The organism is Streptomyces sp. NBC_01478 (genome assembly GCF_036227225.1).
In the GTDB taxonomy this organism is placed as follows: Bacteria; Actinomycetota; Actinomycetes; order Streptomycetales; family Streptomycetaceae; genus Streptomyces.
In genome coordinates this window covers 10,389,605-10,407,087 of record NZ_CP109444.1, presented here as the reverse complement: position 1 = coordinate 10,407,087, position 17,483 = coordinate 10,389,605, and the positions used below count along the sequence as shown (strand labels likewise).

The 17,483-nt window shown below is 71.1% G+C and carries 16 protein-coding genes; 7 read left to right on the top strand and 9 right to left on the bottom strand.

The features are described from left to right. Positions 1 to 160 precede the first annotated feature (160 nt). Positions 161 to 1,396: an outer membrane protein assembly factor BamB family protein gene (locus OG223_RS46350; protein ID WP_329262832.1), complete on the top strand. Its 1,236-nt coding sequence runs from the start codon at positions 161 to 163 to the stop codon at positions 1,394 to 1,396. Positions 1,397 to 1,408: 12 nt separating this feature from the next. Here the strand turns inward: OG223_RS46350 and OG223_RS46345 are convergent, their stop codons facing one another. The 4 genes from OG223_RS46345 to OG223_RS46330 form a co-directional block, all read right to left on the bottom strand. Further along, positions 1,409 to 3,544: a putative bifunctional diguanylate cyclase/phosphodiesterase gene (locus OG223_RS46345; protein ID WP_329262829.1), complete on the bottom strand. Its 2,136-nt coding sequence runs from the start codon at positions 3,542 to 3,544 to the stop codon at positions 1,409 to 1,411. Further along, positions 3,541 to 4,353, bottom strand: a complete 813-nt coding sequence (locus OG223_RS46340) for an SAM-dependent methyltransferase (RefSeq protein WP_329262827.1) — start codon at positions 4,351 to 4,353, stop codon at positions 3,541 to 3,543. The genes OG223_RS46345 and OG223_RS46340 overlap by 4 nt, the downstream gene beginning before the upstream one ends. Positions 4,354 to 4,692: 339 nt before the next feature. Next, entirely contained in the window at positions 4,693 to 5,655 is a 963-nt protein-coding gene (locus OG223_RS46335) for an SCO0930 family lipoprotein (protein ID WP_329262823.1), read from the bottom strand. A 463-nt stretch (positions 5,656 to 6,118) separates the two neighbouring features. Next, a complete protein-coding gene (locus tag OG223_RS46330; RefSeq protein WP_329262821.1) occupies positions 6,119 to 6,397 on the bottom strand; it encodes a hypothetical protein in 279 nt (92 codons plus the stop codon). 10 nt (positions 6,398 to 6,407) lie between these two features. Between OG223_RS46330 and OG223_RS46325 the strand changes: the two genes are divergently transcribed. From OG223_RS46325 to OG223_RS46315, 3 genes are all read left to right on the top strand, one after another. Continuing rightward, positions 6,408 to 6,548: a hypothetical protein gene (locus tag OG223_RS46325; RefSeq protein ID WP_329262819.1), complete on the top strand. Its 141-nt coding sequence runs from the start codon at positions 6,408 to 6,410 to the stop codon at positions 6,546 to 6,548. A gap of 16 nt (positions 6,549 to 6,564) precedes the next feature. Further along, positions 6,565 to 7,329, top strand: a complete 765-nt coding sequence (locus OG223_RS46320; RefSeq protein WP_329262816.1) for a bestrophin-like domain — start codon at positions 6,565 to 6,567, stop codon at positions 7,327 to 7,329. A 234-nt stretch (positions 7,330 to 7,563) separates the two neighbouring features. Beyond that, complete coding sequence (locus OG223_RS46315; protein ID WP_329262814.1) at positions 7,564 to 8,112, top strand: hypothetical protein; 549 nt, start codon at positions 7,564 to 7,566, stop codon at positions 8,110 to 8,112. Positions 8,113 to 8,206: 94 nt separating this feature from the next. Here the strand turns inward: OG223_RS46315 and OG223_RS46310 are convergent, their stop codons facing one another. Continuing rightward, positions 8,207 to 8,713 carry a hypothetical protein gene (locus OG223_RS46310; RefSeq protein ID WP_329262812.1) on the bottom strand — a complete coding sequence of 169 codons (507 nt, stop codon included), beginning with the start codon at positions 8,711 to 8,713 and terminating at the stop codon, positions 8,207 to 8,209. A 332-nt stretch (positions 8,714 to 9,045) separates the two neighbouring features. Between OG223_RS46310 and OG223_RS46305 the strand changes: the two genes are divergently transcribed. After that, positions 9,046 to 9,717 (top strand): class F sortase, encoded by a 672-nt coding sequence (locus tag OG223_RS46305; RefSeq protein WP_329262811.1) that lies wholly within the window; start codon positions 9,046 to 9,048, stop codon positions 9,715 to 9,717. Between the two features lie 102 nt (positions 9,718 to 9,819). Here OG223_RS46305 and OG223_RS46300 read toward each other — a convergent pair whose 3' ends face one another. Together OG223_RS46300 and lysX are read right to left on the bottom strand one after the other, a co-directional pair. Then, complete coding sequence (locus OG223_RS46300; RefSeq protein WP_329262809.1) at positions 9,820 to 10,662, bottom strand: polysaccharide deacetylase family protein; 843 nt, start codon at positions 10,660 to 10,662, stop codon at positions 9,820 to 9,822. A 91-nt stretch (positions 10,663 to 10,753) separates the two neighbouring features. Then, entirely contained in the window at positions 10,754 to 14,026 is a 3,273-nt protein-coding gene (lysX, locus tag OG223_RS46295) for a bifunctional lysylphosphatidylglycerol synthetase/lysine--tRNA ligase LysX (protein ID WP_329262808.1), read from the bottom strand. Positions 14,027 to 14,116: 90 nt separating this feature from the next. On the opposite strand from lysX, the gene OG223_RS46290 reads away from it, so the two are divergent. Then, complete coding sequence (locus OG223_RS46290; protein WP_329262807.1) at positions 14,117 to 14,578, top strand: universal stress protein; 462 nt, start codon at positions 14,117 to 14,119, stop codon at positions 14,576 to 14,578. Between the two features lie 367 nt (positions 14,579 to 14,945). Here OG223_RS46290 and OG223_RS46285 read toward each other — a convergent pair whose 3' ends face one another. Further along, positions 14,946 to 15,761 (bottom strand): alpha/beta fold hydrolase, encoded by an 816-nt coding sequence (locus OG223_RS46285; protein WP_329262805.1) that lies wholly within the window; start codon positions 15,759 to 15,761, stop codon positions 14,946 to 14,948. A 58-nt stretch (positions 15,762 to 15,819) separates the two neighbouring features. Here OG223_RS46285 and OG223_RS46280 point away from each other — a divergent pair, with 58 nt between their 5' ends. Next, positions 15,820 to 16,302 (top strand): MarR family winged helix-turn-helix transcriptional regulator, encoded by a 483-nt coding sequence (locus tag OG223_RS46280; RefSeq protein ID WP_329262802.1) that lies wholly within the window; start codon positions 15,820 to 15,822, stop codon positions 16,300 to 16,302. Between the two features lie 7 nt (positions 16,303 to 16,309). On the opposite strand, the gene OG223_RS46275 is transcribed toward OG223_RS46280, so the two are convergent. Beyond that, entirely contained in the window at positions 16,310 to 17,449 is a 1,140-nt protein-coding gene (locus OG223_RS46275) for a CapA family protein (RefSeq protein ID WP_329262800.1), read from the bottom strand. Positions 17,450 to 17,483 lie beyond the last annotated feature (34 nt).

Below are 17,483 nucleotides of genomic sequence, written 5' to 3'. Positions count from 1 at the left end.
TTGGTGACTGCCGCCCTGAGTCGCTTGTTCGGCCTGTAGGAGGGGCCATGAACACCTGGCGGCTCGTGTTGATCTAGAGGCTCAGTTCCTGACGTGAGGGACCACCAACCCGGTGAACGTATGCGGTCACAGCACTAGCATGGGGGCTTCTCTCACGGGGGTGACCGGATTGCACCGGATACGGTTGGTGGGCGCGACGCTGCTCGGCCTGGTGCTCGTGGGCTGCTCGGGCTCAGGGGGCACGCCTTCCGGCGAGTCGAGTCGTACGACGGTTTCGGCATCCGCGCCGCCCAGTGCCTCGCCGACCCCTGTCGCCGATTCGGGTTGGCATACGTGGACCGCTTCCTACCCGGCGGAGGACGGCCGCTGCGAGGCGACGGCCCACCAGGTCGTGTGCCGCACCGGTTCCGGCGGTTTCGTCGGGCGGTCCCGCAGCACCGGCCAGGTCACCTGGTCCGTCCCGCCGGCCGGCCGCGGCAAGGACGCCGAGCTTGTCGTCGACTCGGCCACCGAACGGGCCGTGACCACCTCCGGCGAGACGCTGAGCGCGGCGAATCTGCGCACGGGCAAGGCCGCTTGGACGCGTCGGCTGACCGACGGCTCGGCCTTCCCGGTGGTTCTCAGGGTGGCGGACGGGACCGTCTTCGTTCTCGAGACCCCGACAGCGGGCGCGAAGATCATCACCCTCGCCGCCTTCCGGATGTCCGACGGCAAGGCGCTGTGGCACCGCAGCGTCGCGGCGGATCTGTACGGAAACATGGCCGCTTTCGGGGGCCGTGTCTACACCACCGACGGCACGAAGGTCACCGCGCGCGAAGCCCGTACCGGCGAGGCCGTGGCGACCAGCGCCAAGGGCGTCGAGTGCCCCAACCTGATCTCCGGCGCCCACTACCTGGTGTGCACCGGCAGCCCGTACTCCGCCGGGGACGTCTTTCCGCCGCTCCAGCGGCTGGACCCGGACACGCTCCGGCCGATGAAAACGGCCGAGGACACGGGAGACAAGCCCGAGCGCGGGGTGATCTCGTCCGACGGTGTGCTCGTGCTGTACGAGGCCAACGCGGAGGACTCCAGCGCCGGTTCCTGGAACGCGTACGACCTCGTCCACCCCAAGAGGCTGTGGAGCTACGACGACACCACGGAGGAGGGGGAGTTGGCGGGTGACCGGTTCCTCACCTTCACCCCGCGCAACGACGCCGCCGTCAGGGACCGGGTGATCTCGATCGACCTGCGCGCCGGTCCGAAGGGGACCGGCGACGCCGCGCCGCATCTGTCCCCGCGGTACTCACAGGCGAGGGGCGGGGAATACCCCCGGCTCGCCGTGCCGGGCGGCGACCCGGGCCATGTCGTCGTGCAGGCGGGCACCCATCGCAGCCTGCGGTCGATCCCGCTGCCCTGAGGCAGCGGTCGCTCAGCCCGTCGCGTCGACCAGTGCCAGCTCGTGCAGGCGGTCCGGCGGGCCCGGGCGGGCGTAGTACCAGCCCTGGGCCGTGTCGCAGCCGAGTATCCGCAACTGCTCGGCCTGCGCCCCCGTTTCGACGCCCTCGACCGTCACCGCGAGGTTCAGGCTGTGGGCGAGGGAGACGATGCCCTCGACGATCTTGAGGTCGACGGGGTCGGCCGGGAACTGCTGCATGCTCTGGGTGAAGGAGCGGTCCAGCTTGAGGATGCTCACCGGCAGCCGGCGGAGGTTGGCGAGGTTGGAGTAGCCGGTGCCGAAGTCGTCCAGGGCGATGTCGACGCCCATCTCGGCGAGTTGGCGGAGCGGCTTCAGCAGGTCGTCGTCGGCTCCGATCAGCGCCGACTCGGTGACCTCCAGGCAGAGCGCGTCGGGTGCGACGCCGGTGCGCTCCAGGATGTCCACGGTCTCCTGGACCAGGCCGGGGTGGGTGAGCTGGCAGGGCGAGAGGTTGACGTTGATGCGCAGGGGCACGCCGTCGCCGTACGACTCGCGCCACGCGCGGGCCTGTCGTACGGACTGTTCCAGGACCCAGCGGCCCAACGGGACGATCAGGCCGGTGTGTTCGGCGAGCGGGATGAAGCGGTCGGGGCCGAGCACGCCGTGCTGCGGGTGCAGCCAGCGGACCAGGGCCTCGGCGCCGCGCACGCTGCCGTCGCCGAGGTGGACCAGCGGCTGGTACTCGATGAAGAACTCGTTGCGGTCCAGGGCGGCCGGGAGCGCCGTCGTCAGGCCGTGGCGGGTGATGGCGCGGGCGTCGGCCTCCGGGTCGGCGAGTTCGAAGCGGTTGCCGCCCGCCGACTTGGCCCGGTACATCGTGATGTCCGCGCTGCGCAGCACCTCCGCCGGACCGCGCTCGCCCGCCGGGCCCTCGACGATGCCGATGGAGCCGCGCACGGTGAGGTCACGGCCGTCGATGCTGACCGGGGTGATCAGGGCGTTCATGATGCGGCCGGCGAGTTCGTCGACCTCGCGCTCGGTGTCGGGTCCTGTGGTCAGCGCCACGAACTCGTCGCCGCCGAGGCGGGCGACCATCTCGCCGGGCGCGGTCGCGCAGGACTGCAGCCGGTCGGCGACCTCGACGAGCAGCCGGTCGCCGGCCGCGTGGCCGAGGCTGTCGTTGATGGTCTTGAAGCCGTCGAGGTCGAGGTAGCACAGGCCGAACCGCTGGTTGTCGCCCGCGCCGAGCGCCTTCTCCAGGCGTTCGAAGAACAGGGTGCGGTTCGGGAGACCGGTGAGGGCGTCGTGGGTCGCCTCGTAGCGCAGCCGCAGATTGAGCAGCCGGCGCTCGGTGGTGTCCTCCATGAGGGCGAGCTGGTACTGCGGGTTGCCGTCGGCGTCGCGCAGGAGGGAGACCGTGAGGTTGGTCCACAGGACCGTTCCGTCAGGCCGGTAGAACGCCTTCTCGACGTGGTAGTGCTCGCGCTCGCCGCGGACGAGTTCGTCGTAGAGGGTCCAGGTCTGGGGCGCGTCGTCCGGGTGGGTCCACTCGCGGACGTTGCGGCCGCCCATGGTCTGCTCGGTGATGCCGAACATGCGCAGCAGCGCGCCGTTGACCTGGAGGATGTTGCCGTCGAGGTCGGCCATGCCGATTCCTATGGCCGCGCCCTCGAAGACCGCGCGGAAGCGGGCCTCGGTCGCGTGCAGGGCCTGGGCGACGACGCCCTGGGCCTGGAGGGCGGCCACCGAGATGGCCTCCTGCTCGGCCAGCGTGCGCTCGCGCAGTTCCTGGGCGAAGCCGGCCGCCATGGCGTGCTGGAGGCGGGCCGAGCGGATCCGCAGGTCCTCCTGGGAGCCGTCGCCGCCGCAGTAGAGGACCAGGTAGGCGTCGACGCACTCCAGGGTGTGGGTGAGGGCGTCGGGGTCGGTGCAGTGCGCGCTGACGAGGGCGGCCCCGACGGCCTTACCCTCCTCGGCCTCGAAGGTCCGGGCGCGCAGCGCCTCGCTCAACCGCCGCGCCAGCGGCAGGAGCAGCTCCTCGAACTCGGGCCGGGTCAGCGAGGTCGAGGTCGCCGGGAACACCGCGCGGCTCCAGATCGTCGCGAACCTGCGCAGTCTGCCCTCCGGCCCGTCCGGCTCGGCGATCACGCCGTGCGTCCTACGCCGGCGAATCCGGAGAAGGAGTACGGATCCTCGTCCTCCAGCACCGTGTCCGGCCGCCACTCCGGCATCGGCACCAGTCCGGGTTCCACCATGTCGTACCCCTCGAAGAACCGCGCGATCTCCTCGCGCGAGCGCATGATCAGCGGATTGCGAATGTCCCTGTACACGTCCACCGCGCCCTCCGCCCGCTCCGGTGGCAACGGGATTCCCTCGTACGAGGCATGGGTGAGGATGAGCAGACTGCCGGGCGCGAGTGCCTCGCGCAGCTCTGCCACCGCTCCGTACGGGTCGTCCGTGTCTTCCACGAAGTGCAGTATGGCAACGAGAAGTAAGGCCACTGGCCGATTCACGTCGATCAGCCGCTGGACCTCAGGGCTCGCCAGGATCTCCTGGGGCTTGCGGAGGTCGGCCGCGACGACGTCCGCGGTCTCGTTGCCCGCCAGCACGGCCTGGCTGTGCGCGACCGCCACCGGGTCGTGGTCGACGTACATGACATGGGCGCCGGGGCTGGCCTCCTGGGCCACCTCGTGGACGTTCCCGAAGGTGGGGATCCCGGAGCCGATGTCGAGGAACTGGGTGATGCCCTCGGCGGCCGCGAAACGCACGGCGCGGCGCATGAACGCCCGGTTCGCCTGCATGATCTTGGGAAGTCCCGGGAGGAACTCCATGGCCTTGCGGGCCGCTTCCCGGTCGACCTCGAAGTTGTGCGAACCGCCCAGGTAGTAGTCGTAGATACGCGAAACGCTCGGCACCGAGATGTCGATGCTTCGTGGTGCCCAGGCGGGACGCTCCATGTATCTCTCCAAGGCGTAGGCGATCCGGTGTTCGAGCTGAGGCTACTGATCGCCCGCCAAAGGGTCGAGCGGAAACGGAAATTGACCATCCGTTCCCGCTGATTGCCCATGGCACGTGCCGAATTGATGTGCGGGGACACGCGGAGAAGCGCGGCGAATGCCGGAATTGGCGGGCGGGAAACGCCAAAGGGGCCCGCCCCCTCCGTGCGGTGCGGAGGGGGCGGACCTGGGGTCGCGCGCGCTGCTGTTGTTCGGCATGGTGGTCGCTTGCCCACGTCCCTCCCTTCCGCGTCTCGGTGCCGAGTGGGCGGGGGGCGATCAACCCTGGGGAGGTTCTCGCTACTCCGCGGGCGCGCCGACCGGCTTCCCTTCAGGGGAGACGGCGTACCAAGTGCCGCCCACGCCCTGACCGTTGGTCTGTCCGGCGGCCGTGTCACCGGAGAAGGTGTAGATCGGCCAGCAGTTGACGGTCATCTGCTTGACGCCGTCGGGGCGGGTGAAGCCCATCAGGCCGTCCTTCTTCACACCCTTGGTGTCGCTCGCCGAGACGATGCCGACGGCCGGCCACTTCTCCAGGCAGGCTCCGGTGCAGTTCGAGACGGAGTCGGGCCATGCCTTGTCCTTGAGGAAGCGGTAGACCGTGTGGCCGTTCTTGTCGACGACGATGTCGCCGAGCTTGGCGTCCTTCTTGACGGACAGACCGGGCAGGCTGGCGAGGGTCGCCTTCTTGCCGTCGGGGGCCAGCGCGTACCACTTGCCGCCCACGCCCTGGCCGTTGACGTCACCGGCGTTGACGTCCTTGGCGTAACGGTAGGCGGGCCAGCCGCCGATGGTCAGTTGCTTGGTGCCGTCGGTACGGGTCACCTCGCCGAGGAGGGCCTTGTCGATACCGGCACCGGCCGTGGCGTCGTCGGCGGGAACCGGCGGCCACGCGGTGGCGCAGTCGCCGTCGCAGTTCGACTTGGGCGGATTGGCCGTGTCGGCGTCGAAACGGTAGAGGGTCAGACCCGCACCGTCGCTCAACACCTTGCCGAGGTCGGGGTTGTTGGCAACGGTCAGCTCGCCCGCGGGCTCGGCGGCCGCGGCCTGCTGGCCGTCGGCGCCGTAGCCGTTGCCGGCACCGGTGCTGGGGCTCGTCGTGGCCGCACCGACGCTTCCGTAACCTCCGGCCGCCGCCGTGGCACCGACGTTCTGTGCCGCAGAGGAAGGCGTGGTCACATTTTCCGAACCGCACGCCGCCGTCAACGCCATGACGGACACGGCCGTCGCCGCGAGTGAGGCGCTCCGCCAGGAGGTCTTCATCGTCAACTCCCCATAATCACCTGGATGTTGCAGCGCCCGTCTGTGCCGCCGCACGGTCCTAGGTACGGGTGGGGACCACGGAAGTGTTCAACGACCGCACAAATTTCTTTCCGACACCTGTGACACGGCAGCGCTCTCGTATGCGCGTACGCATCCGGCCACCTCCGGGAGACGGTTCGTCAAACCGTCGCACCTCGCCTTCCACTCCTTCGGGGCAATCCTTCCGTGCCTCGGCGTGCCCCGGCCCTCGAGGCCTCATGATCTCCGTCGTGCATGGACCCGAACCGACTCGAACCGCCCTCGTCGCAAGGGTGTTGACCCTGGTGACGCTCACCTGGCTGCTGGCGGGCGCACCGGCGGGCCTGGCGGCGGCCGACGCGTGTGCGTACGCCTCGACGGGGCCGGACGGCACGGAGGCGGTGGCAGTCGCCGGTGGCGACTCCTGGCCGATTCCCCCGGCCTGTCAGAAGCCGACCCCGAAGCCGACCCCGCCGCCCTGCCCTTCCCCTACGCCCACTCCGCCGCCGCCGAAGCCCACGCCACCTCCTCCTCCGAAGCCGAGGCCCACCCCGACTCCTACACCCAGGCCGACGCCGACCCCGACGCCGCGGCCCACGCCGAAGCCCGTGCCGCCACCGCCCGCCGCGACGCCCCGACCGGCGCCCGCGGCTCCGCTGCCCCGGCGGGCCCCGACGCCCACGCCGACCCCGCCGCCGAAACCGTCGCCGTCGCCCACGCCCACCCCGCATCCCGTGGCGACCCCGGTCAGTTATCCGAAGCACCACGCCGAGCCGCACCCGCGGCCCGCCACCGGCCGGACGCCGCCGGTCGTCTACGTCCTGCTCATCACCCTGCCCGCGGTGGTCGCCATCGCCGCGCTGCGTCCGCGCTGATCCCCGGAGGAACCCCTTGTCGGAATGGCTTGTTCTCGCCCTCGCGATGGCGGCGGCCTGTGTCGTCGTCGTCATCGTCACCTTTTTGCGCGAACGCGCGGCGTCCGAGGACGAGGACCCCAGCGAGACCCCGGACGTCATCGAGTACATGACGATGTGGATCGGCGTGGTGTACGCCATCGTCCTGGGTCTGGCGATCGCCGGTGTCTGGGAGGCCCGCAGCGCCGCCCAGGACCATGTGCAGGCGGAGGCGCAGGCGCTGCACGAGATCTCGGAGCGGGTGCGGGCCTACCCGCCGGACGAGCGTGACCGCATCCGGGCGGATGTCGACGCCTATGTCTCACAGGTCGTCAACACCGAGTGGAAGACGATGGCCGACCACCAGAAGCTCACCCAGCGCGGTACCGATCTCCTCCTGCGCATCCGTCAGGACGTCACCGACTACCAGCCGAAGACGGACTTCCAGGCACAGGCCTACCAGCCGCTCGTCGAGCAGGTCGCCGCGGCCGACCTGGCCCGCAGCGCCCGCGCGGACTCCACCGGGGCGACGATGCCCGCGGTGGTGTGGTTCGGGCTGCTGGCCGGGGGTGTGATCACCATCGGCATGGTCTTCGCGCTGCAGATCCGGCGTACGCCGCGGGAGCTGGTCCTCGCCGGGCTGTTCTCGGCGCTGATCGCCTTCCTGCTGTTCCTCATCTGGGACTTCGACGCGCCCTACAGCCGTGGCATCACGGCGTCGGCGCAGCCGTTCCTGAACCTCTTCCCGCACATCAAGGACTGACGGCCTCTCACCGGAGCCGGCCACCGAGGCAGGTCACGGGGGGCGTACGCCACACCGCGGACGTCCCCCGGTCGCAGGAACGGTGTCCCCTGTGCGGCCCACACGATTGCCCCATTCGCGCGACTGCGATCGCGGGAGCGCACACATGTTCCTAGCGTTTCGGTCATCGAGGTGCATTTACCGCGCAAGCGGAAAAGGTCCGCTGCTGCTCCTCGGGGACCCGGAGGAATCACCATGCGCGCGATACGCGTCGCCTCGGCCGCACTGCTGGGCATCAGCGCCCTCGCCCTGTCCGCGCCGCTCGCCGTCGCGAAGGGCGACGGCAACCACAACATCACGCCGTTCGGCTTCAGTGTCCTGCCCTCGACGATCGCGGCGGGCGGCCAGGTGACCCTCCAGCTCGACCGGGACAACGGCGGGTGCAGGGGCTCCGCCACGGTCTCCTCCGGGGTCTTCGACACGGTCAGGATCTCGCCGGGGCAGTCCTCGGCGACGGCGATGGTCGACTGGGACGCCAGGCCGGGTGCGGTGTACCAGGTGACGTTCACGTGCGGCGGCGAGAGCGGCTCCACGGGTCTGACCATCGCCTCCGGCCGCACGAACAACAACATCCAGCCGCTCCAGCCGGCCCAGCAGATTCCGCGAGGGGTCCACGCCGGTGAGGGCGGCAGCATCGCCGGCTTCGACCTCAGGGAACTCGGTATCGGCGCGGCCCTGATCGCCGGTTCGGTGGGGGCGGCGTACCACTTCTCGCGTCGCCGTACCGGAGAGGACGGCGGCTGACCGCTCCACCACCCAACAGGCCTTCGCCCCGGAACCCGAAAGGGTCCGGGGCGAAGGCCTGTTGGGTGCGTCACGACCTCCGAAGGGGAGGAGGTCAGATGCCGCGCTCGGTGCGGCGGCGCATCCAGAACACCCCGCCGCCCACGACGGCCGCGGCGACCAGGCCGCCGCCGATCGCCATGTCGGTCGGGGTCGCCCCGGCGCTGCTGCTGCCGCCGAGACCGCCGCGGACACCGCCGATGACGGTGTAGGCGGAGTCACGGGTCAGCGAGGACCCGTTGGAGCAGCGGACCGTGATGCTGTACGAGCCGGGGCTCGCCGATCTGCTGATCCGGGCCGTTCCGCTGGACGTCGTACCGGAACCGCCCACGAGGGAGAGGTTCGCGGGGCGTTCGAACCCCGGTGAGGTGGCCATGGCGTTGCCGCCGCTGAAGCAGCCGTCGACCGTGACGGTGAGCTGGCCGCCGCGGGCGATCACGCTGGGCAGGGCGACGATGTTGCTGGGGCTGGCGCCCATGCCGTCCGCGACGGCCGCCGGGGCGGCGAGCCCCAGGACGGCCACCGCGGCACCGGCGGCAGCCAGGGCACGAGTAGTACGCATGTCATCCTCCGCGGAAGGCGCCCCGGGACCCGTCCCCGGTCGATCGGCGAGAAAACGCCTCCCAGACGCACCCTCAGATGCCTTGCACGCGCCCGCATTTCGAGAATGGTCCGTCCTGGTGAGAGGACACGCCGAGAGAAAAGCGCACAATCGGATATTGCCGCAGGTCACGGACCGTCAGAAAATTCCTGCGGGCGTCAACTCGTATGGCGCACATAAGGATGTCCGGGCCACCCGTTCGCGCTTCCCCCGTCGCCGGTTCCGGCTTCCGGACTTAGCGTTCTCGTATGCGCGACGGACGTGGCGACGGCCGCGTCGAGAGGGGATGGCGAATGTCTGCGTCGGAGCTGTCCGAGCTTGCCGAAGAGGAGGAGCGGCAGAAGAAGCGCGCCCCATGGGGAGTGATAGCGCTTGTTCTGCTGACCGGTCTCGCACTCATTCGGAATGGTTCTGGGGAGTTCGACGTGGGCCCCCCGCAGCCGGCCACGGCGGCGGCCGCGGACGCCCGGACCGGTGTCGGCACCTTCGCCAAGGCCCCCGCTCCGCTGCCGTTCTCCGTGGCCGACCGGGTGCGGATTCCCGCGATCCGGGTCGACGCCCCGATCATGCCGGTGGGTCTGGACGCGGACGGCTGGGTCGGTGCGCCGCCGCCGGAGGACCCGAATCTGGCGGGCTGGTTCACCGGCGCGGTCTCCCCCGGTGAAAAGGGCACGGCAGTGGTCGTCGGCCATGTCGACAACAAAATGGGCCCCGCCGTGTTCTACGGACTCGGGGCCCTCAAGAAGGGAAATCGCGTCGAGGTCGGGCGCAAGGACGGAAAGACGGCCGTATTCGAGATCTACGGCATCGAGGTCTTCGAGAAGAAGGACTTCCCCGGCGACCGCGTGTACGCCTCCAAGGGAACTCCGGAACTGCGCGTCATCACCTGCGGCGGCGGTTTCTCCAAGCAGAACGGCTACGACGGGAACGTCGTAGCCTTCGCCCGCCTGGTCGAGGTCCGCTGAGCGTTCCCCGGCCGGGCGGGCCAGGTCCTGTCGTCCCATTCCCGTCGTCTGCCCGGAGGGCCGCCGGGCAGACGGGAATGGGACGACAGGGCCTGAGGTCCGTCAGGTGGTAGTCCGGCGGCGCGGCAGCGTCATGTGGTAGCCGGAGTCGAGCAGGTGCGGCAGGTATTCGCGCAGCGCCTTCACACTCTGGGTCCGGTCGCCCCCGGCGTCGTGCGAGAGCACCACGACGCCGGGAGCGGCGCCGTCCTCGACCGCGTTGACGATGTGGCGGGTGCCGGGGGTGTCCCAGTCGAGGGTGTCGACGGTCCAGGCGAGAGGCTCCATGCCCAGCTCGGAGCCGAGTTGGAAGGCGGCCCGGTTCCAGGCGCCGTAGGGGGCGCGGAACCACTGCGGGCGTTCCCCGTAGGCGTCCTCGATGACATCGCTGGTGCGTTCCATCTCGGAGCGGATCCGACCCCGGGTCAGCTTGGTCAGCAGCGGGTGGGACCAGGTGTGGTTGCCGACGACATGACCCTCGTCGGACATCCGGGCCAGCAGGTCGCGGTTCCAGTCGGCCATCTCGCCGCACACGAAGAACGTGGCGCGGACGTCGTACTCGGCGAGGGTGTCGAGGATGTGCGGGGTGTAGCGGGGGTCGGGTCCGTCGTCGAAGGTCAGGACCATGGTGTTGCCGCGTCCGGACATGCGCAGGAAGGGTTGGTGCCGCACCGGCACATGGGCGGGGGTGGTGCGGGGTGCGCCGTATCCGGCCACGGGCTGGAGGCGGTAGGAGGAGGGCTTGCGCGTGAGGCGCGGTGGGGGCCCGGCGGCGGGGGCGGTGACCCGGGCCGGGGCGTCGTCCGAGAGTCCGGAGTACAGCAGACCGGCGGTGCCGGCCGCCCCGACGGCGGCGACGCCGGCGAGCAGGGCTCCTCGGCGCGTGAGCAACTGATCCTTCTTCATGACTCATCAGTCGCCCGGGAAGACACCGCCGCCCCACGGCAACACCGGTGCGGCGGCAGGAAAACACCCGCCCGGCCCAGTGTTCGTCCCCTCAGCGCCGCCGGACGAGGGGGAACGGCAGCGTCTCACGGATCGTCAGACCGGTGAGGAACATGACGAGTCGGTCGACGCCGATGCCGAGTCCGCCGGTGGGCGGCATCGCGTATTCGAGGGCGTCGAGGAAGTCCTCGTCGAGCTCCATCGCCTCGGGGTCTCCCCCGGCGGCGAGCAGCGACTGGGCGGTGAGGCGGCGGCGCTGTTCGACGGGGTCGGTCAGTTCGGAGTAGGCGGTGCCGAGTTCGGTGCCGAAGGCGACCAGGTCCCAGCGTTCGGCGAGCCGCGGGTCGGTGCGGTGCTGCCGGGTGAGGGGGGAGACGTCGGTCGGGAAGTCCTTGTAGAAGGTCGGCAGCCGGGTCGGCTCCTCCACCAGCCGCTCGTACATCTCCAGTACGACGTCCCCGCGGCCGTCGTCGGCGCCGTACGGCACGCCCGCGCGGTCGCACAGCCGGTGCAGGCGGGCCAGGTCGGTGTCGGCGTCGACCTCCTCGCCGAGCGCCTCGGAGATCGCGCCGTGCACGGTCTTCACCGGCCAGACCCCGGAGATGTCGTACTCCTCGCCGTCCTTGCGGGCGACGGCGGAGCCGAAGGCGGCGGTGGCCGCGCCCTGGATCAGTTCGCGGACGAGGTCGAGCATCACGTCGTAGTCGGCGTACGCCTGGTAGGCCTCCAGCATCGTGAACTCGGGGTTGTGCTTGTAGGAGACGCCCTCGTTGCGGAAGGTGCGGCCCATCTCGAAGACCTTCTCCAGGCCGCCGACGCAGAGGCGTTTGAGGTACAGCTCGGGGGCGATGCGCAGATACAGGTCGAGGTCGTAGGCGTTGATGTGGGTGGTGAAGGGGCGGGCGTTGGCGCCGCCGTGGATCTGCTGGAGCATCGGGGTCTCGACCTCCAGGTAGCCGCGCTCCAACAGGCCCTGGCGCAGGGCCTGTACGGCGGTGGAGCGGGCGCGGACGACGTCACAGGCGGCGGGGCTGGCGACGAGGTCGAGGTAGCGCATGCGGACCTTGGCCTCGGGGTCGGTGAGGCCGCGGTGTTTGTCGGGCAGCGGGCGCAGGCACTTTCCGGTGAGCTGCCAGGAGGTGACGAAGACGGTGGGTTCGCCCTTGTCGCTGGTGCCCGCGCGGCCGGTGGCGGTGATGTGGTCGCCGATGTCGGTGTCCGTGACGAAGCGGTCGAGGCCCGGGCCCGACCCGGCGCGGGTGAGGGCGAGTTGGTGGTCGCCGGACCAGTCGCGCAGGGTGAGGAAGACGATGCCGCCGAGGTCGCGCACGAGCATCACCCGCCCGGCGACGGTGACTTGGTCCCCCGCGCGGACCTCGGCGAGGGTGTGGGTGCGTTGCGGGACGCCGACCGGGTAGGGGTCGATGCCGGCCGCGCGGAGGCGGTCGAGCTTGTGGTGCCGGACGCGGACCTGTTCGGGCAGTCCGCTCTCCGGGCCGTCGGCCTCGTCCTCGCCGCCGAGGCCTAGCGCCGACAGGGGCGGCAGGTCCGCGGTGGTCGCGGGCCGCGGGCCGCTCTTCTGGTGCCCCTTTCCCCAGAGTTGGCGCAGCGACGGTACGGAGACGAAGCCCTCGGCGATGCCGGAGGCGAGGCTGATGCGGGCGAGGGAGGCGGTCTCGCCGTAGCAGATGAAGCGGGGGTACCACTCGGGCTGGTACTTGGCGTTGGAGCGGTAAAGGGCCTCCAACTGCCACCACTTGGAGAAGAACAGGAGCAGGCGGCGCCACAGCCGGAGCACGGGACCCGCGCCGATGCGGGCGCCCTCCTCGAAGGCCGAGCGGAACACGGCGAAGTTGAGGGAGATCCGGTGGACGCCCAACTTCGGTGCGGTGACGCAGAGTTCCGCGACCATGAACTCCATGACGCCGTTGGGCGCGGTGCGGTCGCGGCGCATCAGGTCGAGGGAGACGCCGTCGGTGCCCCAGGGGACGAGGGAGAGCAGGGCGAGCAACTTGCCGTCCTCGCCGAGCGCTTCGACGAGGAGGCAGTCGCCGTCGGCCGGGTCGCCGAGGCGGTCCAGGGCCATGGAGAAGCCGCGTTCGGTCTCGGTGTCGCGCCAGGTGTCGGCGCGGTCGACGATCTCCTCCATCTCCGCGTCGGTGAGGGTGGCGTGGCGGCGGATGCGGCAGGTGGCACCGGTGCGGCGGACGCGGCTCACGGCCTGGCGGGTGACGCGCATGTCGCGGCCGGCGAGGTCGAAGTCGGCGACGTGCAGGATGGCCTCGTCGCCGAGTTGGAGGGCACCAAGTCCCGCGCGGGCCAAGGCTTTCGCGCCGTCCTCGGAGGCGCCCATCACAGCCGGGGCCCAGCCGTGGCGGCGGGCCAGGTCGAGCCAGGCGGCGATGGCGTGCGGCCAGGCCTCGCGGTCGCCGACGGGGTCGCCGCTGGCGAGGCAGACGCCGGCCTCGACGCGGTAGGTGACGGCGGCCTTGCCGCTGGGCGAGAAGACGACGGCCTTGTCGCGCCGGGTGGCGAAGTAGCCGAGGGAGTCCTGGCCGCCGTAGGCCGTCAGGAGGGCGCGGATGCGGTCCTCCTCGTCGCCGTGCAGGGCCGCTTCGAGGCGTTGGGAGCGGAAGAGGACGGTGGCCGCGTTGAGGAGGGCGAGCGCGCCGAACAGGCCGAGGAGGAAGAACAGGGCGCGGGGCGGGCGCCCGTCGAAGGAGCGGCCGGAGACCAGGCCGCCGCAGACCCGGTCGGCGGCCCAGCCCAGGTGCTGGCTCGTGGGCAGGGTGCCGGGGAACAGGGCGACCAGTCCCCAGCCGGCGAGGATCGCCACGGCGAGTCCGGCGAGGAGGACGGCGAGGGCCCGCCGGACGGCCGCGCGGCGGGAGGCGGCGTAGAACTGGCTGCGGGCCACGATCAGCAGGACCAGCAGCAGGGCGCACACGATGAGCGACGGGAGGGACTCGGCGTACAGGCCGAGGGCCACGCCGAGGATGTCGGTCAGGACGAGCAGGCCCAGATAGACGACGACCAGCCACCAGGCGATCTTCTTGCGGGCGGCGGTCGCGGCGGCCAGCAGGAAGAGGAAGACGGCGTAGGCGAGGTTGGCGCTGACAGGGACGATCAGCAGGTCGAGGAAGCGGACCACCGGGCGCAGTACGCGGCGCAGCGGGGCGATGAGGGCGAGCAGGACGCAGAGCAGGCCGAGGGCGCCGAAGAAGGTCGCGAAGCCCTCGGGCACCCTGCTGAGGAAGCCGTTGCCGGGCGGTCGTATCGGACCCTTGGTGTCCTTGGACCTGGCGGCCTCCGCGGTGGCAGTCATGGTTCCGACTGTAGGAACAGGGCGGGCGGCGCGCCCGTCGAGCGCTCCCGGGCGGGTTCGGGACCTGCTGGTTCCGATAGCCTCACGGCCGTGACGGAACAGCACTCAACTCAGTTCGAGCGAGGCACGGACGGGCCCAAGGTGATCGTGGCCGGAGTGGACGGCTCCGACTCCTCGCTCCGGGCGGCGGCATATGCCGCGGGCCTGGCCAGGCGTCAGGGCGCGCTGCTCGCGATGGTGTACGTGCAGCCGGTGCTGGCGGCGGGCGCGGCCATGGGGGCACCGGTCGCCGACACGACCGACGAGATCGCCGAGAACCTCGTCGCGCAGATCCGCCACGAGACCGAGCGCGTGAAGGGGATATTCGACATCCGCTGGGAGTTCCACACCTTCCGCGGCGATCCCTACGGCGGGCTGGTCAAGGCGGCCGACCAGCTCAAGGCCGACGCGGTCATCGTCGGCGCGTCGGAACAGGCGGGGCACCGGATCATCGGGTCGGTGGCGGTGCGGTTGGTGAAGGCGGGGCGGTGGCCGGTGACGGTGGTGCCGTAGCCTCCGGCGGTTGGGCGGGGGGCGGTGATGCCGTCGCCGGTGACGGTTGGGCCGTGGCCCGGCGGTGATGCCGTGACCGCCCGGCGGTCGTGCGGTAGCCGGTGGGGGTGGGGCGGTGGCTGGGCGGTGACGCCCTAGCCACCAGCGGCCGCTCCGTGGCCCGGCGGCGACGCCGTAACCGCCGGGGGCATGCCATAGCCGGTGGCGATGGGGCCGGAGCCGGGCGGTAACGCCGTAGCCACCGGCGACCGTGCTGTAGATGGTGAAGGTGGGGAGGTGACGCCGTAGCCGTCGGCGGGCGTGCCATAGCCGGTCGTGCCCGTGACAGCCGGCGGTTGCGCCCTGGTCGGCCCGTCGCCTCGCTCAGTCAGAGCGTGCCGAGAAAGTCCGTCAGGATCTCGTTGAAGCGTTCCGGCTTCTCCATGTTCGGGTAGTGGCCGACGCCCTCGATCGTCACGGCGCGGCCGTTCGGGACCGTGTCGGCGAAGCGCTGGGCCATGGCGAGGCTGTCGGGCCAGTCGAGGGCGCCGTGGATGGCGAGGACGGGGACGTCGAGTTTCGGGACGCGGGGCCAGGGGTCGTCCAAGGGGACGTACCAGTCCTTCTCGCCCGGTGTGTGCTTGGAGATCGTGTGGGCGGTCAGTTCACGCAGGCGTCGCAGGACCACTGGGTCGACCTCGTCCGGCGTGCGACGCGGGCCTGCCACGCCTTCGGGGAAGTGGTCCAGCCAGCCCTCGATGTCGCCCGCGCAGAGCAGTTGACCGGCGCGGGCCGTGTGCTCCAGCAGTTGCGGGTCCTTGTACTCGAACGCGCTGGTCCCGCCGCCGCCGACGACGATCGCGCGGACCAGTTCGGGGTGCTCCAGCGCGGTGTCGGTCGCTACGGCCGCGCCCATCGACAGGCCGACCAGGACCGCCGGCCCGAGGTCGAGGTGGCGCAGGAGGCTCCCCAGGTCGTCGGCCCAGCGGAACGGTCTGCTCGCGTTGGCCGAGAAGCCGTGGCCCCGGATGTCGGGGGCGATGACGTGGAAGTCGGGGGTGAGGGCCGGTAGTTGGTCGTCGAAGACGCGGTGGTCGGCGAAGCCGGAGTGGAGGAGGACCACGGGGGCGCCGGTGCCCACGTCGCGGTAGGCCAGGTCCCCGTCGGCAGATGCGAAGAAGCTCAGTTCCGAAGCAGCCGTCATGACAACCAAGGTGTCATCTTGGACATGGGTTTGGCAACCCAGGTGTCATGATGTGGCCGTGAACGACTCCGCTCCCCTCCCCCCTCCCCTCTCCCCCGACGAACTCGGCCATCGCCTCACCGAGGTGTTCGATCTGGTGGGCCCGCTCTACCGGCGCGCCCTGCGCAAGGTCGAGCAGGGCGAACCGGTCGAGGGGGTCTCCGTCGGCGTACGCGCCGTACTGGACCTGCTGCGACAGCACGGGCCCATGACGGTGCCCCAGATGGGCCGGGCCCAGGCCCTGAGCCGGCAGTTCGTGCAGCGCATGGTCAACGAGGCGTCGGTCCACGGCTGGGTGGAGGCCACACCCAACCCCGCACACCAGCGGTCCTCCCTGATCCGGCTCACGGAGGAGGGCCGCGCCGTCATCACGTCCGTCCTCGGCCGCGAGCACCACCTGAACCGCCAGGTCGGCGGCGATCTGACCGACGCCGACCTCAGCGCGTGCGTACGGGTGCTCACCGAGATCCTCAGGACCTTCGACCACGTGGACGTGGACTGACCGTCCGCTACTTCCCCATCACCAGCCCGTCCTTCGCCGCGCCCCGGCTGAGCACCACCTCGCGGATGCGGTCGCGGTCGCCGGTCAGGTCGGCGCCCTGGCCGATCGCCCGGTTGACGTCGACGACCCGGCCCGCGTCGATGTCGAACAACTGCGGGACGAACTCGGCCCGGGTCACCTCCCAGCGCCCTCCGGGCCGGGCGGGCGGTACGAAGGTGAAGCGGCCGATGGTGCTCAGGTTGCCGCCGGGGTCCTGGGTGCCCGCGTTGTCGTACATCTCGCCGGTGATCTGGTCGCCGAGTCCGTAGACCACCCAGGTGCCGTTGACCTTCTCGTACGCCTGCGGGGTGCGGGCGTGGGTGCCGAGGATGAGGTCGATGTCGGGGCGGCCGTCGGTGCGGGCGGCGGTGAGTTCCCTGGCCAGCTCCAGTTGTCGCGGGTCGGGCGCGTCCTGGCCCGGCGTGCCCCAGCGCAGGGAGACGACGACCACGTCGGCGCCCGCGCGGCGGGCGGCCCGGGCGTCGGCGACGACGCGGGCGGGGTCGAGGAGGTTGACGGACCAGGGCTCGCCCTGCGGGAGCGGGACACCGTTCGTGTCGGCGGTGTAGGCGAGCTGGGCGACCTTCGCCGGACCGGCGCGCAGCAGGGTGACCGCGCGCGCCTCGGCGTCGGTGCGCGCCGTCCCCGTGTGCCGTACGCCGGCGCCGTCGAGGGTGTCGAGCGTGCGTTGCACGCCCGCGGCGCCGAGGTCGAGGCTGTGGTCGGACGCGGTGGAGCAACTGTCGTAACCGGTCGCCGCGAGGCCCTGGGCCTCCTCGGGCGGGGACGTGAGGGGCGCGCCACCGGTGGAGTCGCCGTAGACGCTCTCGATGTGACACAGCGCCAGATCGGCGCGGGAGACGAGGGGTTGGACGGCGGAGAGCATCGGCCGGAAGTCGTAGCCGGTGCCGCCGGCGTCGAAGCGGGCCCGGTCGAGGACGGAGCTGTGCGGGAGGATGTCACCGGCGGCGACGAGGGTGAAGCCGCGGGGAGCGGGCGGCGCCGGACGGGCGGACGCCTTCGAGTCGTGGTGCTGGGCCTGGCAGGCGGCGGCCGCGGTGAGAAGGCCCGCGAGGGCGACGGCCACCTGGCGTCTGCGTGCAATCATCAATTCACCCCACTGTGGTCATATTTACCCACCA